Here is a 23,200-nt window from a genome sequence, read left to right as displayed (position 1 = left end):
AGATGCCGGGAAAGCAGATTATTTCATTGAATCGAGCCGATTGCGAAGCAGCTCGTAATCTTTCTGAAGCATGGCGTAGTCGGCTTGAGTTAGCAATGAATCGGTTGAAGCCGCAATCGTTTGTTCAATAGGCAGGATACGGTAACGGAATGCGCGATCCGGCTTATAGCGGTGAACCCAGGTCGGGATGGGCTCGATTTCGGTTATTTCCACCGCACCGTCTGTCATATTTTTACGTATATTCACTTTGAAAATGACTCCGTAATCCTTCGTATCGCCCCGTTGATTAGAAATGAAGTTGCCCATTGAATAAATGATAAGTCCTTTTTTCGCTTTACCGTTCTCATCGGTTGTCTCGACTACCTCGTATGGCTGTACGACATGAGGATGTGAACCTGCTATAATATCAGCGCCCGCAGCGATAAGCGATCTCGCTAAACGCTTCTGTTCTTCATTCGGTGTGGTCTGATACTCGGTGCCGAAATGCAGCGCTACCGTTATGAAATCCGCCCCTGCTGCCTTTAACCGTTTTATATCCCCGATTATTTTTTGATCATCGATCAGCGAAACCAGATACGGTTTGCCCGTGGGCACTTGTATGCCGTTTGTTCCATAAGTGTATGAGAGCAGCCCCATAACAATTCCGTTCTTCTCTGAAAGCAATAGCCGATCTGCTTGTTCTTGCGATGCAGCCGTACCTGCGGTTTCCAGCCCGACAGTCTTCAAATTTTCCAATGTACGGAGCAGCCCTTTTTCCCCTTGGTCAAGGGAGTGATTGTTCGCTGTAGTGATGAGATTGAATCCGGCCGCTTTGAGCGCCTCTGCCAATTCGACCGGTGCGTTGAAAAGAGGATAACCTTTATAGCCGAATTCGGCTCCCGCTATCGGCGTTTCTAAATTGGCAATAACCCAATCGCCTTGCTTCAATACCGGTTTTACTTCTGCAAAGAAAGGGTCAAAGTTATATCGGTTACTTGCTTTGTCGTAAGCGCCTGGAAGCTGCGGTGAATGCATCATTATATCACCTACTCCCATCCATACTGCATCTACGTAGACAGGCTCCGGAGGTGCTTCAGAAGGTGTAATTGCCGTTGCCGAAGGGGTGGGAGAAACCATTATTACGTCTGCTGTATGTGCAGGAGTAGGCGATGCGGGTACTCTAGTCCTCTCATTGTAGGAGGGCATTAGAAATATGATGAGCAGTCCGATCAAAGATAGCACTAATAAAACAGCTTGGATCAACCGGTGCCTTTTACGGCGCATCTGCATCACGTCCTTCCTTATGCACCCTGTTTAGCATATAGGAGGCGGATTTGAGCTGCTTGTCAGTCCACCAGCTCCAAGCATTGGAGCCGCTGGGAATTGAGTGGAAGCTTATCATTTCCTTAGTGACAGGATGCGGAACGGAGACCGATGTCGACCATAATGCGATGTCGGAGATGCCTGCAGCAGGCTTCGCCCCGTACTTGAGATCTCCGACGAGCGGACAACCAATATACGCCATTTGGGCTCTAATTTGGTGTGGCCTTCCGGTATGCAGCCGTACGGCAACCAGCGTATATCGTCCGGATACTGCTGCAACCTCGTATTCTAAAATAGCTTCTTTCGCTTCAGCGGCAGGCTTATTATAAACGGTGACTTGGTTATGCTTATTGTCCTTGCGGATATAATGCGTAAGCTTAGCTTGCTGTACGGAAGGGCATCCCTGAACGACGCATACATACGTTTTGCCAAAATGGCGGCTGCGTACGGATTCTGACAATCTGGAGGCTGACTTCGATGTTTTCGCAAACACCATGACACCGCCTACCGTGCGATCCAGCCGGTGAACCAAGCCGAGAAACACATTTCCCGGCTTGTTATGGCGTTCCTTCAAGTCCTGCTTCAGCAGCGTCAGCATATCCGGATCGCCCGTTTCATCCTCTTGCGAAAGAACACCTGGGGGCTTAACGACGGCCAGGACGTGATTATCCTCGTACAAAATCGGAATCGGCATTACTTAGACTCCCATCGTCCCAAAATTCCGCAAGGTAAATTCAGGCCGGACTTTGTAATCGGCAAACCGATCTCGCCGCAATTGATTTCACCGCCGTATTTGGCTTTCATCGTCATATGCAGCAGATTATGCAGCACGGAAGGAGATAAGCCGGTCGTATAGGAGTTAATTAGTAGAAATAACGGATTATCTGACAAAATCGATGTGCAGGATTGAAGAAACGGGAACAAGTTTTCTTCCAGCTTCCAGGTTTCGCCGTTTGGTCCGCGTCCGTATGACGGCGGGTCCATGATGATCGCATCATATTGCTTGCCGCGGCGCTGCTCGCGCTGAACGAACTTGAACACATCATCCGTAATATAACGGATGGGTGCTGAATCCAGCCCGGACAATTGCGCGTTTTCTTTGGCCCACTGGACCATTCCTTTTGCAGCGTCGACGTGGCAAACTTCAGCTCCGGCTGCAGCGGCTGCAACGGTCGCGCCACCGGAATATGCAAATAGATTCAATACTCGAACCGGACGGCCTGCTGATCTGATTTTGTCCATCATCCAGCTCCAGTTCACCGCTTGCTCCGGAAATAAGCCTGTATGCTTGAAATTTGTTGGTTTGATGTGGAAGTTAAGCTCGCCATATGAAATGGTCCAGCGTTCGGGCAGGTTTGGACTCATCTGCCACTGTCCGCCGCCAGCGCTGCTGCGGTGATAGTGCCCGTCGGCCTTTTTCCATAAACCTGTTTCATTTACGATAGGCCAAATAATTTGCGGATCTGGACGGCGAAGCGTGTAGTTTCCCCAGCGCTCAAGCTTATCCCCGTCTCCAGTATCTATAACCTCGTAATCGTTCCATTTATCTGCTATGTACATGTTTTCAGTAACCCTTCCTTGACGTCGTTTTTGTAATATAATAATGTCAACGATAATTATATCGAAGCAAACACTACGAAGCAATGAAACGACGCAAATGGGGGCTGGTATTTATTCGAAAGCAATGGAATGGCTGGATGTTTGTACTAATCGTGAGCGTATTGCTGCTTACGGCACTGGTGATGTCATTACCTGAACAAGGGGGTAATGCGTTTGACCGATCAATGGAAGCATGGATGGCAGGCTTCAAGAGTGATGGAATGACCGTATTATTTAAGCTGTTTTCTCAATTAGGATCTACGATTGCTATTATAGGAATAACATTGATTTCGGCACTGGTCATTGGCTGGATGAGAGGCTGGCTGCGCGGCGCTTCGTTTATGGCCGGAGTAGCAGCCGCTTATTTGCTCAATTCACTGCTCAAAATGTGGATTGACCGTTCAAGACCGGCCGTGGCATGGGGAATCGAAGCTGACGGGGCAAGCTTTCCCAGCGCCAATGCGATGCTTGCTATCGTGATGTATGGTTTGTTAGCAAACATGATTATACAATCAAGCTCGATTCGGGGCGGCTTTAAGTTTGCTGCCATTGCTGTTGCTGCTCTCCTCATTCTTATGATGGGTTTATGCCGGGTTTATTTTCATGTGCATTATTTAACGGATATCATGGGAGGCTATGCAGCAGGATTGGCGGTTATTAGCATACTGATGATGATTACATACGCGTTTAACAAAAACAGAGGAGCTGCTTAGTATGATGAGCTTTGAATGCGAGTGCGGCAACAAGACTATATTGTTTGCTACCGGTGACCGGGACGAGCATGGGAGAGAATTCGTCGAAATCGAAGATGATGAAAGGCTGACGTTTACAATAGGAGAGGACAGCGTGCTGTTCCGGTGCTCGTTTTGCGGATATACATACCGGTTACAGCAAATTTAATGTACATTTGAATTTTAGGCGCAGGCGAGCTTCGTTGGAATGACCTAAGCTGCCGTATCCGTTAATAGAACACCTACAATCGAAGAAGAGTCGTCTTGGAAAGGGGCAAGACGGCTTTTTTTTCTGCAAATTCTATTGACGTTATTATTTATATCCTATAGGATTACTTATATTAATTATATTTAATTTAAGGAGAGAAAGCGGAATGAACAATAAGAAGTTTTGTACCTTGTTCGCTTTAGTAATGACGATCGTGATCGTCGCAACAGGCTGCGGACAAACAAACGGCGGTAATTCGAACGGCGGAAACGCCGGCGAAGTAACCAAAGATATTGAAAATCTTCCTGCGGCTATAGCCGAGAAGGATCAAATTAAATTAATGGTTATCCGCAAAATCGGTGGCGATGACCATACGGCGCAATTTTTGGCTGGAGCAAAACAGGAAGGGGAGGCGCTTGGCTTCAAAGTAGACACCTTCTCTGCGAACGGCGACACGGCTAAATTCCATGATGCGATTGCTCAGGCCACGGACAGCGACTATGACGGGGTCGTCATTTCGCATGGTGATGATCCGGCAACGGTAGAAGCCGTGCAAAAGCTAAAAGACAAAGGGATTCCAGTCGTAGCGTTTGATTCGATTGGCGACCTTTCCGGTATTGAAGGCGTAACCCTGACTTCGCAAAACGACGAAGCGTTGGCTCAATATGCGCTTGAACAGCTGGTGAAGGAAAAAGGTGAAGAAGCTAAAATTGTTTATTTGTGGGTGGATGGATTCCCGCCGATGGTTCGACGCAATAAAGTGTATCAGGACACACTGTCAAAATACCCTGGCATTAAAGAAATCGAACGGTTCGGCGTAGCGAACGAGAACACTTCGGTTGAGACGCAAAATGCGGTTGCAGCGATGCTGACAAAGCACCCGAAAGGCGAGATTGACGCCATCTTTGCAACTTGGGACGCCTTTGCAATCGGTGCTGCCAGAGCGTTGATTGAAGCGGGCCGGACTGAAATTAAGATTTACGGTATCGACGTATCGAACGCCGATTTGCAAATTATGCAGGAGGAGAACAGCCCGTGGGCAGCTACAGCGGCAGTAGATCCGAAAATGATCGGTGCGGTTAACGTCAGACTGCTCGCTAAAAAAATTGCCGGTGAAGAAACGCCTGCTGCTTACAGTCTGGATGCTGCGCTCATTGACCAGGAAAGCTTGAAAAAATCAAGTTCACCGGTCAACATGGTGAGCCTTGCTGATATCATTCCAGGCTGGGGCACGACGGATGCCTTCGAAGAAGAGTGGATGAAAGCTTTGAAAAAAGCGAACGGCAAGTAAGGTGCAAACATGATAAAATAGCTTTATCATATAGGCGCCCTTATCCAGTTGGATAAGGGCGTTCTATCCTGTTTGGAAAGGAAGGTGGGTCTGTTGACCGACTCAAAGGCAAGCCGGCTGGATATGAAACGGATCTCGATTGCATTTCCAGGCGTGAAGGCGCTAACCGAAGTTGATTTTTATACCGTTGCCGGAAGAGCGCATGCCTTGATCGGGGCAAATGGAGCAGGGAAGTCTACGCTCATGAAGGTGCTTGCAGGAGTGTATGATCATTATACCGGCGAAATTTGTATCGACGGCAAGGAAGTGCATATTCGTAATCCGAAGGAAGCGAAGGATAACGGCATTCAGGTTGTCTATCAGGAGGTAGATACGGCATTGATTCCGAATCTCTCTGTCGGGGAGAATATCATGCTGGATCAAACGGTGCATGACATGAATGGGCGGCATCTGATCCATTGGAAGCAGCTGCATCAATCGGCACAGGCGGTTTTAGACAAAATGAATGTTAAGGTTTCTACGAGAAAGCTCGTTCAAGACTTGACGCTTGCCGAGAAACAAATGGTGCTTATTGCCCGTGCGGTATCGAAGCAATGCCGTTTTCTTGTTCTGGACGAGCCGACGGCTCCGCTAAGTCACAGTGAAACAGAGCAATTGTTCCGTCTTATCCGAAAATTGAAAACGGACGGAGTAGGTATTATATTCATCTCGCACCGCCTTCCGGAGCTGTACAAGATCTGTGACGACATTACGATAATGAGGGATGGACAGCTCGTTGTTAGAGAAGAGCTCGCCAAGATCGACCAGCACAAAGTCGTCGAATATATGCTCGGAGCGAAAATGGATGGACAGTTTCCTCAAACCGAAACGACGATTGGCGGGAAATGCTTTGAAGCGAAAGGCATTCGCGACAAAGGCAAGGTGAACAATGTGGATCTGTATATCCGCAAAGGGGAAATCGTCGGACTTGCAGGATTGGTCGGCGCCGGTAAAACGGAGCTGTGCCGCGCATTGTTCGGTGCGTCGGAGACCTCATCGGGCGATATCTATTTAGAGGGACGCAAGCTGCGTATCAACACACCTTATGAGGCAGTACAAAACGGTCTCGCGCTTGTACCCGAGGAACGGAGGCGGGAGGGTGTCTTTGTAGAGGAATCGGTTTCCGTTAATTTAACAGCAGCCATTCTATCCCGGTTCACAAGATTGGGACCATGGCTAAGCACCGCCAAGGAAAAGAACGCCTCTGCAGAAATAATCCGCAATTTGGGCATCAAAACGCCTAACGGGCAAGCAATCGTGAAAAACCTCTCTGGCGGTAACCAACAGAAGGTTGCGATCGGGAAGTGGCTGCTCGTGGACGCGGACGTCTACATCTTCGACGAGCCTACCAAAGGTGTCGATGTGGGGGCGAAGCGGGATATTTATGATTTGGTTGCGGAGCTCGCGGGTCGAGGGAAATGTATACTTTATGCCTCCAGCGAAATGTCGGAAATAATCGGCATTACGGATAGAATCTACGTCATGTACGACGGGAGCATTATCAAAGAGCTGGAGACACGGAATACCGATGAGGAAGAGATTTTGCTGTACAGCACTGGAGGCTTGTTAACATGAATGCTGCCGAACCGGTTCGGGAGAAAAAAACGTTTCACTTATTCGATTTTTTGTACAAATACGGAACGCTAATTACGATTTTGCTGTTGATTGCTGTGTTTGGTACGGTTACCGAAAATTTTTTGAACGCAGCCAATATTATTAATATTTTACGATCGATTTCAATCGTTACGATTATTGCGATCGGTTTGACGGTTTCGCTGGCTGTCGGCGGTTTTGACCTTTCGGTCGGATCGGTAGCATCATTAGCGAATGCACTCGTTATCTCCATGTACGTTTGGCACGGGCATAACTTCGGCTTGGGCATTGCGGTCACGATCTTGTTCTGTCTGGTTGTCGGTTTGATTAACGCCTTTCTGGTCATCAATTTCAAGATTCAGGATATGCTGATGACGCTGGCGACGATGTTCGTCTTTCAGGGTGTGGCGCTTACCTACACTAGGGGGGCGACCATCTCGCAGAACATGATTATGCCGAACGGAGATTTCGCTGCAGGACAAATTCCAAAAGTGTTTGGAAAGCTGGGACAGGTTCCTTGGATTATTATTATCATGCTGCTCATCGTGGTTTCGGTTCATTTATTCCTTACGTATACGAAGCATGGCCGTTATATGTATATGATTGGCGGCAATCCTGAGGCGGCTAAGCTGTCCGGTATTGCAGTAAGCAGATATCGGTTGACTGCCTATTTAATATCAGCTTTATTTGCAGCAGTAGGCGGTATCGTGCTTGGTGCAAGGGTCATGAACGCCGAAGTAAATGCGGGAGGCCCCTATTTGATGGATGCCGTTGCAGCCGCTTTTATCGGGTATTCCGTACTGGGAGCAGGAAAGCCAAATGCGTTCGGTACGTTTGCGGGCGCTGTACTGATCGGTATTCTATCTAATGGTCTCATCATGCTGTCCGTACCGTATTACGCGATGGATATTGTGAAGGGCTCAGTACTTGCTCTGGCTCTTGCCATTACCTATTACAGGAGAAACCATTGAGCTGAAATAATCGTTAATATTGGTAAGGCTATTGCCGCTTAAGCTAACGCTCAAGCGGTTTTTTTATTGGCTTACGGAAAGATTGCTAATGCCAAGCTAACTGAAATAAAAGTTATTTTAGTCAAGCCGTAATTCATATATTGGGTCGAAGAAAACAGCGAGAGGAGTCTGCGATCGTGAATGATCAGGTACGCTATTACGAGCCGTACGTCAGCCCACTAGACCCTTGTCCTCCAAGAAGGGTGAAAAGCTACATCACCCCGCCTCAATTATTTATTCCTTTTCAGCCGCCCAATTTGCCGCAATTCCATCCCTATGAGGCTTTGATGCACGGTACGCTCTGGCCGGCGTTATACAGTCCTTACGGTCCTCAAAAAGTCAGGCAAGAAGAAGAAGGTGATGATTAAGCATGCACAAAATGGTGGATGACGCCTACTACAAGCAGCTGCATGAGCTGCAGGCAGTCGATTTTGTCCTGGTCGAGTTAAATTTGTACTTAGACACGCATCCAATGGATGCAAATGCGATTCAGCAGTACAACCAGTACGCTGAGTTAAGGATGCGGATTGCACACCAATTTGAATCACAATACGGCCCGCTAATGAATTTCGGGCATAGCTTCTCCAGCGTACCTTGGGCATGGAACGATACACCTTGGCCTTGGCAGGTATAGACCTCCAGTCAGTGACTTTCGAAACGTAATTTGCTAATGCGTATGTTGAAGGAGGTACTTTGATGTGGGTGTATGAGAAGAAGCTCCAATATCCTGTTCGGGTCAGCAAGTGCGATCCGCTAATGGCCAAATTTCTATTGGAGCAATATGGCGGGGCTGACGGGGAGCTTGCAGCAGCGCTGCGTTATTTAAATCAGCGTTACTCGATTCCGGATAAAGTCATCGGATTGCTGACGGACATCGGCACGGAGGAATTTGCGCATCTCGAAATGATCGCCACAATGGTTTACAAATTGACGAAGGACGCTACGCCGGATCAAATGAGAGCTGCTGGATTGGGAGACCATTACGCGGCGCATGACAATGCGTTGTTCTACCAAAATGCATCCGGCGTTCCGTGGACAGCCGCTTATATTCAAGCAAAAGGGGATCCGATAGCTGATCTATATGAGGATATAGCAGCAGAGGAGAAGGCAAGGGCAACTTATCAATGGCTGATTGATTTGACAGACGACGTCGATCTGCAGGACAGCTTGAAGTTTTTGCGTGAGCGGGAAATCGTGCATTCCCTTCGTTTCCGCGAGGCGGTTGAAATATTGAAAGAAAAACGGGATGAAAAAATATATTATTAATCAAAAAAGACCGTCCTCTAAGTAGATTGTTCTACATAAAGGGCGGTTCTTGTATTTTTATAAAAAGGCCACTGTTGAGTAAGATCAGTAGCAATAATACCGTTCCCACATTTTAAAGGAATCCGTTTTGTTGTCTTCCCACCAGCAGATGTCATCCCACCAGTCGTCTTTATCTTCAAACCAATCCATCCATCCTTTATTATCCCAATCTTTATACACTGTATATTTGTCAGATTGATAAGTGTCGTTTCCTTTAAAGGTAATAAAAGAAACCACATTCGAGAAAAAGTTCTTCTTGTTATCTGATGTTGAATGATTTGAAGAAGCGAATGCGGAAGCCGGGAACATAAGTACGCTAATCAATACGGTAAGACTGATGATTTTTTTCATCTTTGACATAACATCAACACCTTCCGACAAAACATTGATTGAGAACTTTACGTTCGCTATAAAGAATTTTATAATAAAACCGTATTTTTGTAAACGCATAATTACAAAGATTTGGATATGAGATTTGGGAACCGGAAGGAGTTAGGTTTATTTTGTAGAAATGGTATGGATACTATCAAGGAGCTAAAAATCATGAATGAATCGCAATTTCTAATATCGCTACGAAATAATAGGGACTTCATCATACAAAAATGGCTGGATGATTTTCATGAAAATTCCTTAGACATGTTAGATGAAGCGAGTTTATTGCAAGATGGGCTTAGTTATTTTGCTTTCATGCTGGATACTGATTCTCCATTTGAGTCGCACGAGCACGTTAAAGCTGTTCCGCGGTATTATAAATTGCTTTTCGATAACAACATATCGAGCAGTCAGTTGCTTCATAGCAATCATTTGTGGAGAAATGCTGTTATGCAGTTTATAGAAGAGAAACTGGGCGATCAGATCATCCCAATGAAAGTAGTTCGAAAAATCAATTTGCGATTAGATCAATTTGAACGATATATTTTTGATTATTACAATGAGTGTACAAACCGTTTAATTGCAGATAAGGAAAGCACCATATCGGAATTGCATGAAGATCGAATGACAATTATAGGTAAAATGGCTGCCAGCATGGCACATGAGATAAGAAATCCGTTGACGTCTGTTCTAGGATTTATCAAGATCATGCGTAAACAAATTAACGATCGTTCTTTTGATAAGTTAATCAATTACCTGGAAATAATCGAGATGGAATTTCAAAACATACAGATGCATATAACCGGATTCCTCAGCTTCTCCAAAAAAGATGTGATTGAAGAATCATTTGCTGATGTATCTGCAAGCACCATTATCGAAACCGTTATTTCATTAATTTACCCTCGGATAATAGATGAGAATATTGAGCTAAATTATGATGCCATTCAAGATTGTTCGCTGCATATACAAAAAATCGCGATACAGCAAGTTTTATCAAACATCTTAATCAATAGTATAGACGCATTGTACCAAGTCAGTACGGGCAGGAAAATCGTCGTTTCCAGCAAGATCGAAGGAGAAACCTATCTGCTCTCGATTTCAAACAATGGACCTGAAATTCCAACAACGATTAAAGATTCGCTCTTTACTCCTTTTGTTACTAGTAAGAAGGAAGGTACAGGGCTTGGATTAGCCATAAGCAAGCAGATCATGAACAGAAATCAAGGAGATATTACATTTTCCTCGAATCAAAAGGAAACAACGTTCAGCATGATGTTTAACTTAAAGTGCTTACAAGAAATAAAGGAGCAATCAAGCTTAGTTATAGGCTGATTATCGTAAAGCAAACGCAAAAAGCCCAAGAATGGGCCTTTTGGGGAGGTTTTAGGAGGAATTTTTGCATGGATCATACATGGAGGCAAAGAATTAAGCCTTTACTTAGTAGGCTCCAAAGCCCATGCAGCTACAAGCAACGATCACCAATAAAATGAAGAGAACCAGGATTGTACCCGTGTTCGTGAAGGCCCCGCCAACTAAACCGGACATTATTCATGCACCTCCTTACGTATGGAGTACTCTGTATGCTATGCAAGAATATTGCTAAGTGATTGGGTGTTTGTTACAGAGACAATCGAACACTAATATTAGCCTACTTACAAAAAAGGGTATAGAAGCTTTTCTTTATTAGAAAAGTTCTATAGCCTTTTTTTAATTTTATTAAGGTATAGATAATTTGGAAATAATGTTCCTAAAGTGCAGATAAGGGTGAGACATTGGATAATTTCACAAACACCAATAAAAATCGACGTTATAAAGCTCATGTAAGTATTTTCGGGACAACACAACTGCATTTAAAAAGTCCTTACATGGTTGCTTTTTGGTCTGTGGCATTCCCAGGATTCGGGCACCTGCTATTATCCAAATATATTCGGGGAATGCTCTTATTTATATGGGAACTATTTATTAATCAAAAAACACATCTCAATTCAGCTATGGTTTATTCGTTTATGGGGGATATTGAATCAGCTAAAGCAGTATTAGATGTAAGTATGATGCATTTATATATTCCTGTTTATCTTTTTGCTATCTGGGACAGTTATCGCACAACGGTGGATTTAAACAAAATTTATCTTCTAGCAGAAAGAGAAAACGCTCCATTTAATACATTTAGTATTGGGGCACTAGAAATCAATTACCTTGATAAAAAGAACCCTATAGTTGCTTTTTTGTGCTCACTGACAATACCCAGTGTGGGACAATTATATATCAACAGATTCGTCCTTGGTTTCTTCCATCTCGTGATGACCGTAATCATCGTTTATTATTCACATCTTCTTGAAGCGATTCACTATTTGCTCTTAGGGGATATTTCGAAATCCACTAGCGTATTAGATGCACAATGGCTTTTTTATTTTCCATCTTTTTATTTTTTTACAATTTATGATGCTTATACAAACACAGTGGAAAACAACAAATTATTCGAAAGAGAACAAAAGAATTACTTGAAAAAGCATTACCAACCGGCAGGTTTTACGATAATGAAAGGAAATAAGGTGAAGTGATTGCAAATTTATGCCACGTTTGAATCTTCCAATTACATAGAATTGGCTATTACAAAATTAGAGGAAAAGGGTATTAAAGATATTTTTGCCGTACCGTTAGATAATCGCACGGAAGAACGTAAAATATTTGATACCATCCATCAGTCTGACGGAGTTACTTTTGTTGGAAAAGGAATGGGACTTGCGGTCATATTTTCAGTGATAGGTGCCAGCAGAGGGTTTGTTCTTGAGTGGGGACCTATCTATTGGGGATTGATTGGGGCGATCTCAGGGTTTGCCCTAGGTGTTTTAATTGATTTATACATATACAAAGTTTATAAAAAGAAGAAAAGAGTGTTAAAAGGAAAAAACTCGGAAATAATCCTGATTATTGATTGTGATGAGAGTCAAGGAGAGGTAGTTGAAGGAGTTCTTTGGGAGCACTTAGCTTTAGGATTAGCCAAAATAAAAAATAATCAGGAACAAACGAATCGTATCATAGAAAACGTGTGATAGTTATCGTTGAATATAAAATACCCTCGTTCAGAGTGAACGAGGGTATTTCGTATTATTTCATGCGCAGCATCATGGTCCACAAATCGGAGCTCTCGTAGCCTAAGCGCCATGCGGCAACGCCTGCGAGATCGTATTTTTTTGCGATATTGATGCGCGCTTTGATCGTGTCCTCGGTTTCCGCCCAGAACAAATACGTAAATCCGTCCTTCACATACTTATATTTCAATTGCCCGGATTCAGGATCTGGCACGGCTTGCGCATTTGTATCTGCGATAAGCCCAGCTATTTCTTTCATGTAAATAGCGCGGTTGGCAACAAGCTTGCCGGTGCTGTCGAGCTTCCATTCCCGGACGTAGAAAGGAATTCCCAGCATGAGCTTGCTGCGCGGAATGCCATAGTCCAGAAACTGCTTAACGCCTTCCTCGACCCAATTCAGACCAGCGACGGAGCCAGGCGTCTCACTGCCGCTCCAATGCTCATCATACGCCATCATGATGATCGTATCGACGATAGGGGCGAGTGCGGCATGATCATAAGCCGTTAAATGGTTCCAGCTGACGCTGCCTCTTGGCAAATCAATAGATAGCTGCAAGCCCTTTGCGTGCACCGCTTTCGAAAGGGCGGTTACGAATGCGGTATACGCCGCGCGATCACTGCCTGCTACTTCCTCAAAATCAAGATTGACGCCGGCAACACCGAGTTCAACCAAACGTCCGACCAGCTTGTTAATAAACGTTTGCTGAGCGGAGCTGTTTTTCAAAAATTCAGTCGTCATTTTTCTGTTAAATTGGTTATGCACGAGCGGCATCACTTGGATGCCTTGCTCCTTAAAGGCGGTTACAATCGTTTTGTCCGATACATCCTTTAATGTACCGTCAGCTGCAGACAATTCAAACCAGGTAGGAGAATCAATCGAAAGTCCTTGAGTGTTTTCAACATGGCTAAGTACGGTAGAGCTAGTTGCGCTGCCATTCCAACCTAAATAGATTAAGCTTTTGGTATTGCTCCAAATCGATCGGCCGTCGGCATTTCGAACAGAGCTGTTCGCATACGCTTTTGCAAAGGCGATTGCGCCATTGCGGGTATTAAATGCTCTCAGCTTCTTATCACCTTGATAGACCGTCAAATAAGGAATACCGGACCACCATACCGAGCCTTTGTACATTACCTCGGCATTAGCTGTTTTTTTGGCAAACTGCACCGCTTCATACAGACTGACAAATTCGTTAACAACAGAACCGTTTTGTTGGACTGTATAAGCAGGAACGTTCGAGTAAACGACTAAGCCTGTAGCTGTATTAATCACATCGCTGCGGGTAATAGCTCCGGATGCGTTAATGGCGTCCAAGAGGAAGGAATAAAGCTTATCTTCCTGCGCGGGTTGTCCATCTACCGTAATTTGATAGACGGGCTTCGCTGCTCGTTGGCTTTTGATCTGGGCTGAAGTTAGATTTCCCCATACCCACTTATTTGTCGTTAAATCGATAATATGGGCATTGCCCCATTTTTTTGCTTCCTGCTTAGCGGCTTCAAGTGTAGTGAATGCCCATTTTGGCGAGGTGTTATCACCTTGGTACAGCCTAAATCTCGTATGGGATTCATACTTCCAACCGATGTTTTCGAGATCGCGAATATGTACATTCGTTAATTTTTTTGCAACGGATAGCGCTTGTTCGTATGTGCTAAATTCCCATTTCGCGTTTGTCTGTCCATTCTGATAAACCTTGTAACGGGGAAAGTTATGCCATACCCAGCTGCGTCCGGCAATAGTCTCCACATGACTGTAACCAAATTTTTGAGCATAAGCGATTGCTTGAGCTTCCGTCGCGAATTCACGCAGCGCCTTATCGTTCTGATAGACACGATATTTGGTCATCTTGGTTGCTGCTGCATCTACTAGATTGGCCGTCGCCGATATTAGGGTTGAGCCAAGCAATAGCATCAGCAGTGCCGCGCTTATTTTTTTCTTCATAAGCTTTCTATCACACTCCTCTCGTATTCTTTCTATTAGACGCAGAAAGAGAGGGGAGGTTGCTCAAAATCTATCATTATTTGTGCGGTAATTATTAGGAGACTATCAGTCCATGATACGAGCACAAAAAAAGCATTCATGAGCTGCCTTATCATGGAGATAAGGTCAGCGTCTGAATGCTCATTTCGTTAATCGGCAATATCCGCCCAAAACTCTTCATCCGCATCAAGCGTAATGCTGGATCGGAATACGCGGCGATTATATTGTTTAAACATATACTGCTCGATTGCCTCGAGTATATTGGCTTCAATAATATATTGACTTCGGCCATTCACCCAAACTTCGGCAGTATACCCATACTCTTCTTCCCATGAAAGCTGCACTTCCACTTCCGTCGGGCTAACACCCCTGCGATCGGCCATGTGGAGGCAAATGGCGTTTATAATTTCATCCGTGTATATTCGCACGATTAGTAAGGTCTCCGGGCATCGGGCGGGTTACGTTTGCTGCGAAGATAGACGAATGCTACGCGAATCAGCATAATAATCGCGAAGATGGCAAGCAGGTTAATCATAAGCCCGAGAATATTACCGAATGCGCCTAAGCCGCTGAACATACTTCCGAACAGTAAGCCGGCCAAGCCGCCGATCATCAGACCTTTCATCAAGCCGCCGCCGCTGAAAAATCCTGGTTTTGTCGTACCGGTAGTCGTGCCTGCTTTTGTACCGGTATTTGTCTGACTTACGTTATCGGTCTTCTTCGGCGTTTGCGTAAAGCTTTGCTTGGGTGATTTCATGCCGCCCCGTGGTTTTGCATCGGCATATTGACCGAACCCTAATGTGAAAAATAGTGCTAGTGCCATCATGACCATGAATCCCTTTTTCATCTGATCTGTCTCCTCCTGATATGCGTAGTACAAGCATTGCTAACAACATGAAATACGGCTAATATAGACGAAGGTTTCATATATTTTATTATAACTGGTTTAAATATTAAAAAGTATAAGTTTTTACTTGAATATGCTTCTAATTTGGGCGGAGGTAAGACATGAATATATTTCCTAATGCTTTTGTTTCCTATTTAGTGGAATTTCATGCATCGAGAGATTATTTCGAATGCCATGAGCTGCTCGAGGAATATTGGAAGGAGCATCCGGGCGATACGCTCGCTGAAACGTGGGTCGGCCTCATCCAGCTCGCGGTGGGACAATATCATGATCGGCGCGGCAACTTGCGGGGTGCAATGAAAATGTATGAACAAGCGGAGCAGCGGCTGAGAATTTCCCCATTAGAAGAGCTTGGCATCGACAAGGGAAGCTTATTAAAGCAATTGACTGAACGCACGGGAGCGCTGCGGGGAAACACCGGTGCGGATTATGCCGATTTCAATATACGGATTATTAACGATCAACTAAAGATGCTATGTGATCATGTCTGTAGTGAACGTGGTCTAGTGTGGGGGATGCCCAGTCCTCTTCATGATACGTCGATCATTCACCGTCACGCGGTCAGAGACCGCTCGGATGTTATAGAGGCTAGATCAGCAGCGTTTATTGCAAAAAAAAGGGAGCGCAGCGGCTTATCCTAAAGCCGCCAGGCTCCCTTTTTAGTTAGATGGGGTAAGCGCCGTCTACGAGCTCCAGTTCGCCTGTCTCCGGATCAATAATTAAACCGTGCACAAGAATATTCGCCGGCAGCAGCGGATGATTACGGATGATGCTAACGCTGTTCACCACGCTGTCGCGGACGTTATCAAAGCCGGTCAGCCAGCGCATCAGATTCAAGCCGGAATGCTTCAGCGTTATAATCGTCTCGGATGAAACGCCGCGTTCCATCATATTCATAACAATGGCTTCGGGGTTGAGCCCGGTCATGCCGCAATTATGATGGCCGATGACGAATACTTCGTCTGCCTGCAGCTCATACAAAGCGACCAGCACGCTTCGCATAATGTTTCCGAAAGGCTGCGTAACGATCGCGCCCGCATTTTTAATGATCTTGGCATCTCCGTTTTTCAGGTTCATTGCTTTGGGCAGCATCTCCGTTAGCCGAGTATCCATGCAAGTGACGATGACCATCCTTTTATCGGGATATTTGCTGGTCGAATATTTTTCATAATCCTTGTTCTCAACGAATTGTTTGTTAAAGCTTAATATATCCTCAATTTTATTCACTATAATAATCCCCCTAATTCAAAAAACGCAGATGATGTGTATAAATTTGGCTGTCGCTCTTTAGGCTAAAGCTGCTGCGCGCAGCGTCATAATCGACTCGTAAATGCGGCTCATAATAAACTTCATGCCGCGGTTCATACCAGAAGGGGAAGGGCTCGCCTTGGGAGAGCTTGTCATCTACTGTAGGCTCTGCAATAAGCTGAAGCGCAGGCACACCGCTGACGACGCAGCCGCAGTCCTCCGTATCATGGAGAAGCTTTAGTTGTTTTGTTCCATCATTCAAGTAAGGCGCAAGCCGGTCGATGGCCGACTTTGAGAATGTAATATGCATTCAGTTCCTCTCCCTCTCTCTAGCTGTGCACTTGCATTTCTATATAGGTTTTAAGTTGATTATAAGGATTGAAATAAGTAAGATCAAGTTAAGTTCCAATGTATGGAATTGAAGTTCAAACGAAATAGAAAGGCGGAACAATTATGCCGGTACAGCAAAAAGAAGCGCTGCTAAGCTTTAAGGAGACGATTCGTAAAATCAAAAGCTATGAGGAAGCGCTTGGCGTTCTTTATTGGGATTTACGAACAGGCGCGCCGCGCAAAGGTATGGATAACCGCTCGGAGGTTATCGGCTCATTGTCGGGCGATATGTTCAAGCTGTCAACATCGCCTGAGCTTGGAGAATGGTTGTCGGCATTAGAAGAAGGTTCCGTCTATTCGGAACTTGACGAAATCGAGCAAAGGCTTGTAACGGAAGCACGCAAGGATTATGACCGCAGTGTCAAAATACCGCCGAAGCTTTATCAGGAATACGTCGTGCTTGCCTCGCAATCGGAATCGAAATGGGAGGAAGCAAAGGAAAACAATGATTATGCCGGTTTCCAGCCCTACTTGGAAAAGGTTATTTCGTACACGAACCAATTTATCGACTTGTGGGGCGCAAAGGCGACCCGATATGATACGCTCCTGGATCAATACGAGCCGGGAATGACGGTATCCGAGCTGGACCGTGTGTTCGGAGGCCTGCGCGCACAGCTTGTGCCACTTGCAGCAGCTATTGCGAACTCACCCCATCAGCCGGATACGTCTTTTCTCAAACAATCGTACGACAAATCGGCACAGAAAGCGTTCAGCTTATACATACTGGAGCAAATGGGCTACAGCTTTGAGGCAGGACGTTTGGATGAGAGTGTCCATCCGTTTGCAACGGGATTGAGCCCGGGCGACGTGCGCATCACGACCCGTTATTTGGAGAATGACGTAACGAGCGCGCTGTTTGGAACGATCCATGAGGGCGGCCATGCGCTCTATGAACAAAATATTATGGATGAGCTGATTGGAACGACGTTATGCACGGGAACATCTATGGGCATACACGAGTCGCAATCCCGCTTCTGGGAAAATGTGATCGGCCGCAGCAGACCGTTCTGGGACCGGTATTTCGGTGAGCTGCAGAAGCGTTTTCCAGGTCAGCTTGACGTAACCGTCGATCAGTTTTATCGGGGTAATAACGTTGTGCAGCCATCGCTTATTCGGATTGAAGCGGATGAGCTGACATACAATTTGCACATCATTATCCGTTATGAGATGGAAAAGCTTATATTCAACGAGGGCGCGAAAGCGGCTGATTTGCCGGCGATTTGGAACGATAAATATAAAGAATATTTAGGCGTGACGCCGTCTACGGATGCAGAAGGAGTACTTCAGGACGTGCATTGGTCGGGTGGCGCATTTGGATATTTCCCTTCCTACTCTCTCGGAAATATGTATGCGGCGCAAATTGCCGATACGATGGAGCGCGAGCTGCAAGGCATGTGGAAGCTCGTCGGAAGCGGCGACCTTCTGCCAATCAAGCAGTGGCTGACCGAGCGTATTTACAAATACGGCAAGCTAAGAACGCCTTCCGAGCTGATTCAGAGCGTAACCGGCAAGCCGCTTGATCCACAGCATCTGGTCACTTATTTAACGGGCAAATATACAGACATTTACAAGCTTTAGAACCGAGGGAACAGGAATAAAATGATAGCAGGAGGCTGTCCCGTCGTCGAAGACGATATGCGGGCAGCCTTCTTTTTGTGCGGTTATTCACCGCCCAAGATAGTAGCGCATAGGCTGGAGTACATCTATTAAACGCATATGTGCAGGAGGGATTGGAAATGAACAGACGTATTTTCTTGTCACTGCTGCTTGCGGTGACGCTTGTCGCAACTGCTGTGCTGGCTGGCTGCGGCAAAGGAGATTCGGAGAAGGTGAAGGTTCGGATTGGCGAGGTGACGCGGTCGTTGTTTTATGCGCCGGAATATGTCGCCGTTGCGAAAGGCTTTTTTGAAGAGGAAGGGCTTGACGTGGAATTGACAACGACGCCGGGCGGCGACAAAACGATGACCGCCTTGCTCTCGAACGTGATCGACGTTGCGCTTGTCGGTTCGGAAACATCGATTTATGTGTATCAGCAGGGTACGGACGATCCGATTATTAACTTCGCTCAGCTCACACAAACCGACGGAACGTTTCTCGTAGCCCGCGAGGCGGCCGACAGCTTTGATTGGAACTCCCTGAAAGGGAGTGTGTTCCTCGGTCAAAGAAAAGGCGGCATGCCGCAAATGGCCGGCGAATTCGCTTTGAAAAAGAAGGGGATCGATCCGCAGGCTGACCTGGAGCTTATTCAAAATGTAGATTTTGCTAACATTCCAGCTGCTTTTGCTTCCGGTACTGGCGATTATGTACAGCTGTTCGAGCCGACGGCATCTATCTTCGAGAAGGAAGGAAAAGGCCATGTTGTCGCCTCGTTCGGTGCAGAAAGCGGACATTTGCCATACACCGTTTTTATGGCGAAAGAAAGCTATATTAACAAAAATAAAAAAGTGATTCAGTCGTTCACAAACGCCATCCATAAAGCGCAGCTGTGGGTAGCGGAAAATGATGCTGAAGCGATTGCGGATGTTGTGCTTCCTTTCTTCGAAAATGTAGAGCGCGATATTTTGATTAGTGCTATTGATCGCTACAAGCAGCAGGGCTCGTTTGCTACTGATCCCATTATTGATGAAGCGGAATGGAACAACCTCCTTGATGTCATTACGACTGCAGGCGAGCTGGAGAAACGGACGGAGCACAGTGAGCTTGTTGACACCAGCTTTGCCGAGAAAGCAATCGAAGCGGTGAAATAACTGCATGGAAGGAAGTAGGGATGCTGGCATGACGCACGTACCGGTGCTTGAGCTGCAGCAATTGTCTCATGTTTATGTGAATGAAAAAGGAGCCTCGCTTGCGGTCGAGAAGATCGAACTGTCTGTTTCGCGCGGGGAATTCATCAGCCTGGTTGGTCCTAGCGGCTGCGGCAAAACGACGGTGCTTAGTTTGCTGGCGGGCCTGTTTCTCCCGACAAAGGGGCAAGTGCTGCTAAATGGCAAGAGGGTTACTCACCCCACTTCAAAGGTTGGTTATATGCTGCAGCAAGATTATTTGTTTCCATGGCGTACGATTAGAGATAATGCCGCTATAGGGCTGGAAATAAGCGGCCGGAAGACGGAGAAAGCACTTGAAGACGTAGATCGCTTGCTTACTGAGTTAGGTCTTCCCGGGTCAGGTCACCGGTATCCGTATGAGCTCTCTGGCGGCATGCGTCAGAGAGTCGCGCTTGCGCGTACGCTCGCGACAGAGCCTGAGGTGCTCCTGCTCGACGAGCCGTTCTCGGCCCTGGATTTGCATATTAAGCTTCAGCTTGAAGATTTGGTGTTTCAAACGCTGAAGCGGCTTGGCAAAACGGCCGTACTCGTTACGCATGACTTGGCGGAAGCGGCTGCGATGAGCGACCGCGTTATCGTGCTCGGACGAAATCCCGGCCACATACGGTGCGAGCTGGAGATGCCGGAGGACATCCGGCTCGCAACGCCGATGGTTGCGCGTAAGCTTCCTGGCTTTCAAGATATATTCGAGCGGCTTTGGGCAGAGCTCGATGCAGTTGACGATGAAGGAGGCGGAACTGGTGGATGAGCGCAAACGGCTGGTGAAGCCGGAGTCTATAGAGCATGAGATTGCGTCTGTATCGGGTATTCAGGAGGACCGTTTGGACTGGATGAATGAGCTCCATGTTCGTTTTAAACAGCGCAAGCGGCGCTTAACTGCCGCGGTGGGCACGACGCAAACCTTGCTGCTCCTATTGTTTGCAGGTTTATGGGAAGCTGCGGGACGGAATGACTGGATTGATCCTTTGTTGTTCAGTTATCCGTCTAAGCTGTTCAAACAGTTGTGGAAGACGATGGCTGACGGATCGATTTGGCCGCATGTCGGCATGACGGTTACCGAGACGATAGTCGGGTTTGTGCTCGGTACTCTGCTTGGTACGGCTATCGCGGCGATGCTTTGGTGGTTTCCGTTTCTGTCACGGGTTTTTGACCCGTATTTGGTCGTTCTTAACAGTATGCCGAAGGTAGCGCTTGGACCGATTTTTATCGTCGGACTTGGACCCGGTTTTATGTCGATCGTTGTGATTACGTTATCGGTTACTGTTATTATTACGACTTTAAATATATACAACCGATTCCGGGAAATCGACTCGGGCTATATAAAGGTTGTTAGGTTGTTCGGAGCGTCGCGCTCGCAATTGTTTCGGCTGGTCATATTGCCGGGATCGTTCCCCGTTATTATTTCGACTCTAAAGGTAAATGTCGGGCTGGCATGGATCGGCGTAATCGTTGGTGAATTTCTCGTTGCGAAGCTCGGTCTCGGCTATTTGATTATTTATGGCTTTCAGGTATTCAACTTTACACTAGTACTGTCAAGCTTGATCGTCATCGCTGCGGTTGCAACCGTTATGTATCAGTTCGTAGGAGTACTTGAGCGGCGGTTGACGGCAGGCTGGCGTGAGCGGTAGGATGTAAAATAAAGTCTTATCGTTCGCGAGGTTAATTTATGGGCATTCGTATTATTAAAACGGCGTTAGCCGCCATCGCAGCTATTTATACAGCTGTATATTTGGGATTGGAGCCGCCGCTAGGCGCTGGGATTTTGGCTATACTCGGCGTTGAAGTGACACGGATGAAAGGGCTGAAGAGCGCATTTGTCCGTTTTATCGCTTCAGTGCTTGGACTTTTTTTCGCATCGCTAATCTTTTCATTGTTCGGCTTTCACATATGGGCGGTTGCTATATTCATTCTTATTACGTTCCCGGTGCTTTCCCGATTTCAGTTAAAGGATGGAATAGTGACTAGCTCGGTTATTGTCTTCCACCTTTTCGACCGTGCGGAAGTAACAACTTCACTGATCGGCAACGAAATCATGCTGCTGCTTGCGGGGCTAGGATGGGCAACGGTCGTCAACATCATCTATATGCCAAAGGATGAGCACCGGCTCAGCTACTACCGCGCGTCCATCGAGCAAAGTTTCGGGGTTATTTTTCAAGAAATGGCGCTGACCTTGCGCAATCCGTCACATGTGTGGAATGGCGGCGAAATACTCGAGGCGTACAGCGCAATTGAGGAAGGCGCCCAGCGTTCGGTGCGTAATCGGGAGAATAGACTGTGGGGACAGGAGCACTACTGGTCGACTTATTTCGAAATGAGGCGGCAGCAGCTTGAATCGGTGCAGCAAATGCTCGTAGAGCTTGCGCTCGTTTATGAGAATTGGCCGCAGGCCGCCATGATCGCTGAGCTGCTTGAACAATTATCTAGCGATGTGAAATCGGATGTGTATGAAGGCTCCGTCGAAGAAAGGCTGTATGAGCTCGCCAAAGCCTTTCGAACGATGGAGCTGCCCAAAACGCGGGATGAATTTGAGGTTCGCGCCGCGCTGCTCATGCTGCTGCATGAGCTGGAGAGGTATTTGGGAATCGCAAAGCGATTAAAAAAAAGAAAAGTCATTTCGTCCGAACTTCAGCCATAGAATATAGAGGGAAAAAATTCGTTGCGCAGCGGGAAAAGAAACAGTCACCCTAGACGAATGTCCTGCATACACTTTAAATGAATGATTGTATGGAGGAGGTTAAATCAATGACTAATGCAGATAAACAGCTCCAGTACAGACAAATAATTACTAAAGCTGTCTGCGGCAAAGGTCGTAAGTTTTCCACTGTAACCCATACCGTAACGCCGCCTCATCATCCGACCAGTATTCTGGGCGCATGGATCATCAACCATCAGTATGAAGCGGTTCGTTCGGGCGACGGCATTGAGGTAATCGGTACTTACGATATCAACATCTGGTATTCGTACAGCAAAAACTCGCAAACAGACGTGGCTAAGGAATCTGTACATTACGTGGAGCACGTTAGCCTCTCCTATGTAGATCCGAAACATCGGGCTTCAACGGAGGAAGTATCCGCTGATGTGATTCAAGAGCCGAACTGTGTCGAAGCGAACATTTCTTCGAACGGCTCAAGTGTCAAGATTCGCGTAGAGCGTGAGTTTTCGGTGGAATTAGTCGCCGAGACTAAAGTTTGTGTAGCAGTTGTTCCAGGCGGTTGCGGCGACCTGGACGGCAAAGATTTGGAGTTCAGCCTCGGCGATAATGATTATGAGGATTTGGATCCAGATTTGCTGGATGATGATTTGTAAGCAAGCC

At 46.4% G+C, this 23,200-nt stretch carries 27 protein-coding genes; 18 read left to right on the top strand and 9 right to left on the bottom strand.

What is annotated here, in order from left to right; translation table 11 throughout:
* Positions 1-18: 18 nt before the first annotated feature.
* Genes DFP97_RS03190 through DFP97_RS03180 form a run of 3 tightly spaced genes read right to left on the bottom strand, consistent with a single transcriptional unit; the run spans position 19 to position 2,862 of the window.
* A complete protein-coding gene (locus DFP97_RS03190; RefSeq protein ID WP_245975880.1) occupies positions 19-1,263 on the bottom strand; it encodes a CapA family protein in 1,245 nt (414 codons plus the stop codon).
* The gene (locus tag DFP97_RS03185; RefSeq protein WP_114378522.1) at positions 1,253-1,996 is read right to left on the bottom strand and encodes an RluA family pseudouridine synthase; all 744 of its coding nucleotides are present in this window, start codon (positions 1,994-1,996) and stop codon (positions 1,253-1,255) included. The genes DFP97_RS03190 and DFP97_RS03185 overlap by 11 nt, the downstream gene beginning before the upstream one ends.
* Positions 1,996-2,862 carry a class I SAM-dependent methyltransferase gene (locus DFP97_RS03180; RefSeq protein ID WP_114378521.1) on the bottom strand — a complete coding sequence of 289 codons (867 nt, stop codon included), beginning with the start codon at positions 2,860-2,862 and terminating at the stop codon, positions 1,996-1,998. The genes DFP97_RS03185 and DFP97_RS03180 overlap by 1 nt, the downstream gene beginning before the upstream one ends.
* A gap of 83 nt (positions 2,863-2,945) precedes the next feature.
* Between DFP97_RS03180 and DFP97_RS03175 the strand changes: the two genes are divergently transcribed.
* The 8 genes from DFP97_RS03175 (at position 2,946) to DFP97_RS03140 (ending at position 9,039) form a co-directional block, all read left to right on the top strand.
* The gene (locus DFP97_RS03175; protein ID WP_114378520.1) at positions 2,946-3,614 is read left to right on the top strand and encodes a phosphatase PAP2 family protein; all 669 of its coding nucleotides are present in this window, start codon (positions 2,946-2,948) and stop codon (positions 3,612-3,614) included.
* 1 nt (position 3,615) lies between these two features.
* Positions 3,616-3,801: a hypothetical protein gene (locus DFP97_RS03170; protein WP_114378519.1), complete on the top strand. Its 186-nt coding sequence runs from the start codon at positions 3,616-3,618 to the stop codon at positions 3,799-3,801.
* Between the two features lie 205 nt (positions 3,802-4,006).
* Complete coding sequence (locus DFP97_RS03165; protein WP_114378518.1) at positions 4,007-5,131, top strand: sugar ABC transporter substrate-binding protein; 1,125 nt, start codon at positions 4,007-4,009, stop codon at positions 5,129-5,131.
* Positions 5,132-5,254: 123 nt separating this feature from the next.
* The gene (locus DFP97_RS03160) at positions 5,255-6,745 is read left to right on the top strand and encodes a sugar ABC transporter ATP-binding protein (protein WP_114378848.1); all 1,491 of its coding nucleotides are present in this window, start codon (positions 5,255-5,257) and stop codon (positions 6,743-6,745) included.
* Positions 6,742-7,734 (top strand): ABC transporter permease, encoded by a 993-nt coding sequence (locus DFP97_RS03155; RefSeq protein ID WP_114378517.1) that lies wholly within the window; start codon positions 6,742-6,744, stop codon positions 7,732-7,734. Before DFP97_RS03160 ends, DFP97_RS03155 begins: the two co-directional genes overlap by 4 nt.
* A 176-nt stretch (positions 7,735-7,910) precedes the next feature.
* Positions 7,911-8,141, top strand: coding sequence for a spore coat associated protein CotJA (locus DFP97_RS03150; protein ID WP_114378516.1), 231 nt, complete (start codon positions 7,911-7,913; stop codon positions 8,139-8,141).
* 2 nt (positions 8,142-8,143) lie between these two features.
* A complete protein-coding gene (locus DFP97_RS03145; protein WP_114378515.1) occupies positions 8,144-8,407 on the top strand; it encodes a spore coat protein CotJB in 264 nt (87 codons plus the stop codon).
* 62 nt (positions 8,408-8,469) lie between these two features.
* The gene (locus tag DFP97_RS03140) at positions 8,470-9,039 is read left to right on the top strand and encodes a manganese catalase family protein (RefSeq protein ID WP_114378514.1); all 570 of its coding nucleotides are present in this window, start codon (positions 8,470-8,472) and stop codon (positions 9,037-9,039) included.
* An 84-nt stretch (positions 9,040-9,123) separates the two neighbouring features.
* Here DFP97_RS03140 and DFP97_RS03135 read toward each other — a convergent pair whose 3' ends face one another.
* Positions 9,124-9,438, bottom strand: a complete 315-nt coding sequence (locus DFP97_RS03135; protein WP_114378513.1) for a hypothetical protein — start codon at positions 9,436-9,438, stop codon at positions 9,124-9,126.
* A gap of 183 nt (positions 9,439-9,621) precedes the next feature.
* Between DFP97_RS03135 and DFP97_RS03130 the strand changes: the two genes are divergently transcribed.
* The 3 genes from DFP97_RS03130 (at position 9,622) to DFP97_RS03115 (ending at position 12,503) form a co-directional block, all read left to right on the top strand.
* Positions 9,622-10,782 (top strand): sensor histidine kinase, encoded by a 1,161-nt coding sequence (locus DFP97_RS03130; RefSeq protein ID WP_181873342.1) that lies wholly within the window; start codon positions 9,622-9,624, stop codon positions 10,780-10,782.
* A 440-nt stretch (positions 10,783-11,222) separates the two neighbouring features.
* Positions 11,223-12,011, top strand: coding sequence for a hypothetical protein (locus DFP97_RS03120; RefSeq protein ID WP_114378510.1), 789 nt, complete (start codon positions 11,223-11,225; stop codon positions 12,009-12,011).
* Entirely contained in the window at positions 12,012-12,503 is a 492-nt protein-coding gene (locus tag DFP97_RS03115; protein WP_114378509.1) for a hypothetical protein, read from the top strand.
* A 55-nt stretch (positions 12,504-12,558) separates the two neighbouring features.
* Here DFP97_RS03115 and DFP97_RS03110 read toward each other — a convergent pair whose 3' ends face one another.
* The 3 genes from DFP97_RS03110 to DFP97_RS03100 form a co-directional block, all read right to left on the bottom strand.
* A complete protein-coding gene (locus tag DFP97_RS03110) occupies positions 12,559-14,478 on the bottom strand; it encodes a glycosyl hydrolase family 18 protein (RefSeq protein ID WP_114378508.1) in 1,920 nt (639 codons plus the stop codon).
* A 188-nt stretch (positions 14,479-14,666) separates the two neighbouring features.
* Complete coding sequence (locus tag DFP97_RS03105; RefSeq protein ID WP_181873341.1) at positions 14,667-14,945, bottom strand: YxcD family protein; 279 nt, start codon at positions 14,943-14,945, stop codon at positions 14,667-14,669.
* A 2-nt stretch (positions 14,946-14,947) separates the two neighbouring features.
* Entirely contained in the window at positions 14,948-15,364 is a 417-nt protein-coding gene (locus DFP97_RS03100) for a hypothetical protein (RefSeq protein WP_245975877.1), read from the bottom strand.
* A gap of 161 nt (positions 15,365-15,525) precedes the next feature.
* Here DFP97_RS03100 and DFP97_RS03095 point away from each other — a divergent pair, with 161 nt between their 5' ends.
* Positions 15,526-16,065 carry a DUF309 domain-containing protein gene (locus tag DFP97_RS03095; RefSeq protein ID WP_245975875.1) on the top strand — a complete coding sequence of 180 codons (540 nt, stop codon included), beginning with the start codon at positions 15,526-15,528 and terminating at the stop codon, positions 16,063-16,065.
* 22 nt (positions 16,066-16,087) lie between these two features.
* On the opposite strand, the gene DFP97_RS03090 is transcribed toward DFP97_RS03095, so the two are convergent.
* Both DFP97_RS03090 and DFP97_RS03085 read right to left on the bottom strand, forming a co-directional pair.
* Positions 16,088-16,651 (bottom strand): beta-class carbonic anhydrase, encoded by a 564-nt coding sequence (locus tag DFP97_RS03090; protein WP_114378506.1) that lies wholly within the window; start codon positions 16,649-16,651, stop codon positions 16,088-16,090.
* A gap of 13 nt (positions 16,652-16,664) precedes the next feature.
* Positions 16,665-16,982: an iron-sulfur cluster biosynthesis family protein gene (locus DFP97_RS03085; RefSeq protein ID WP_114378505.1), complete on the bottom strand. Its 318-nt coding sequence runs from the start codon at positions 16,980-16,982 to the stop codon at positions 16,665-16,667.
* 143 nt (positions 16,983-17,125) lie between these two features.
* On the opposite strand from DFP97_RS03085, the gene DFP97_RS03080 reads away from it, so the two are divergent.
* The 6 genes from DFP97_RS03080 to DFP97_RS03055 all read left to right on the top strand — a co-directional run bounded on the left by DFP97_RS03080 (position 17,126) and on the right by DFP97_RS03055 (position 23,193).
* Complete coding sequence (locus tag DFP97_RS03080) at positions 17,126-18,640, top strand: carboxypeptidase M32 (protein WP_114378504.1); 1,515 nt, start codon at positions 17,126-17,128, stop codon at positions 18,638-18,640.
* 158 nt (positions 18,641-18,798) lie between these two features.
* On the top strand, positions 18,799-19,809 hold the full coding sequence (locus tag DFP97_RS03075; RefSeq protein WP_114378503.1) for an ABC transporter substrate-binding protein: 1,011 nt from the start codon (positions 18,799-18,801) through the stop codon (positions 19,807-19,809).
* Between the two features lie 4 nt (positions 19,810-19,813).
* Positions 19,814-20,635 (top strand): ABC transporter ATP-binding protein, encoded by an 822-nt coding sequence (locus DFP97_RS03070; RefSeq protein ID WP_181873340.1) that lies wholly within the window; start codon positions 19,814-19,816, stop codon positions 20,633-20,635.
* Between the two features lie 82 nt (positions 20,636-20,717).
* A complete protein-coding gene (locus tag DFP97_RS03065) occupies positions 20,718-21,515 on the top strand; it encodes an ABC transporter permease (RefSeq protein WP_114378845.1) in 798 nt (265 codons plus the stop codon).
* Positions 21,516-21,553: 38 nt separating this feature from the next.
* On the top strand, positions 21,554-22,522 hold the full coding sequence (locus DFP97_RS03060; RefSeq protein WP_114378501.1) for an aromatic acid exporter family protein: 969 nt from the start codon (positions 21,554-21,556) through the stop codon (positions 22,520-22,522).
* A gap of 107 nt (positions 22,523-22,629) precedes the next feature.
* Positions 22,630-23,193: an outer spore coat protein CotE gene (locus DFP97_RS03055; RefSeq protein WP_114378500.1), complete on the top strand. Its 564-nt coding sequence runs from the start codon at positions 22,630-22,632 to the stop codon at positions 23,191-23,193.
* The last annotated feature ends 7 nt before the right edge of the window (positions 23,194-23,200 follow it).

Source organism: Paenibacillus prosopidis (assembly GCF_003337375.1).
GTDB lineage: Bacteria > Bacillota > Bacilli > Paenibacillales > Paenibacillaceae > Pristimantibacillus > Pristimantibacillus prosopidis.
This window is presented reverse-complemented; position numbering and strand designations above follow the sequence as displayed.

Coding starts and splice junctions, on each gene's coding strand:
- DFP97_RS03190 (WP_245975880.1), bottom strand. CDS start 1,263: ATGCGCCGTAAAAGGCACCGGTTGATCCAAGCTGTTTTATTAGTGCTA.
- DFP97_RS03185 (WP_114378522.1), bottom strand. CDS start 1,996: ATGCCGATTCCGATTTTGTACGAGGATAATCACGTCCTGGCCGTCGTT.
- DFP97_RS03180 (WP_114378521.1), bottom strand. CDS start 2,862: ATGTACATAGCAGATAAATGGAACGATTACGAGGTTATAGATACTGGA.
- DFP97_RS03175 (WP_114378520.1), top strand. CDS start 2,946: ATGAAACGACGCAAATGGGGGCTGGTATTTATTCGAAAGCAATGGAAT.
- DFP97_RS03170 (WP_114378519.1), top strand. CDS start 3,616: ATGATGAGCTTTGAATGCGAGTGCGGCAACAAGACTATATTGTTTGCT.
- DFP97_RS03165 (WP_114378518.1), top strand. CDS start 4,007: ATGAACAATAAGAAGTTTTGTACCTTGTTCGCTTTAGTAATGACGATC.
- DFP97_RS03160 (WP_114378848.1), top strand. CDS start 5,255: ATGAAACGGATCTCGATTGCATTTCCAGGCGTGAAGGCGCTAACCGAA.
- DFP97_RS03155 (WP_114378517.1), top strand. CDS start 6,742: ATGAATGCTGCCGAACCGGTTCGGGAGAAAAAAACGTTTCACTTATTC.
- DFP97_RS03145 (WP_114378515.1), top strand. CDS start 8,144: ATGCACAAAATGGTGGATGACGCCTACTACAAGCAGCTGCATGAGCTG.
- DFP97_RS03140 (WP_114378514.1), top strand. CDS start 8,470: ATGTGGGTGTATGAGAAGAAGCTCCAATATCCTGTTCGGGTCAGCAAG.
- DFP97_RS03135 (WP_114378513.1), bottom strand. CDS start 9,438: ATGTCAAAGATGAAAAAAATCATCAGTCTTACCGTATTGATTAGCGTA.
- DFP97_RS03130 (WP_181873342.1), top strand. CDS start 9,622: ATGAATGAATCGCAATTTCTAATATCGCTACGAAATAATAGGGACTTC.
- DFP97_RS03110 (WP_114378508.1), bottom strand. CDS start 14,478: ATGAAGAAAAAAATAAGCGCGGCACTGCTGATGCTATTGCTTGGCTCA.
- DFP97_RS03100 (WP_245975877.1), bottom strand. CDS start 15,364: ATGAAAAAGGGATTCATGGTCATGATGGCACTAGCACTATTTTTCACA.
- DFP97_RS03095 (WP_245975875.1), top strand. CDS start 15,526: ATGAATATATTTCCTAATGCTTTTGTTTCCTATTTAGTGGAATTTCAT.
- DFP97_RS03085 (WP_114378505.1), bottom strand. CDS start 16,982: ATGCATATTACATTCTCAAAGTCGGCCATCGACCGGCTTGCGCCTTAC.
- DFP97_RS03080 (WP_114378504.1), top strand. CDS start 17,126: ATGCCGGTACAGCAAAAAGAAGCGCTGCTAAGCTTTAAGGAGACGATT.
- DFP97_RS03075 (WP_114378503.1), top strand. CDS start 18,799: ATGAACAGACGTATTTTCTTGTCACTGCTGCTTGCGGTGACGCTTGTC.
- DFP97_RS03070 (WP_181873340.1), top strand. CDS start 19,814: ATGGAAGGAAGTAGGGATGCTGGCATGACGCACGTACCGGTGCTTGAG.
- DFP97_RS03065 (WP_114378845.1), top strand. CDS start 20,718: ATGAATGAGCTCCATGTTCGTTTTAAACAGCGCAAGCGGCGCTTAACT.
- DFP97_RS03060 (WP_114378501.1), top strand. CDS start 21,554: ATGGGCATTCGTATTATTAAAACGGCGTTAGCCGCCATCGCAGCTATT.
- DFP97_RS03055 (WP_114378500.1), top strand. CDS start 22,630: ATGACTAATGCAGATAAACAGCTCCAGTACAGACAAATAATTACTAAA.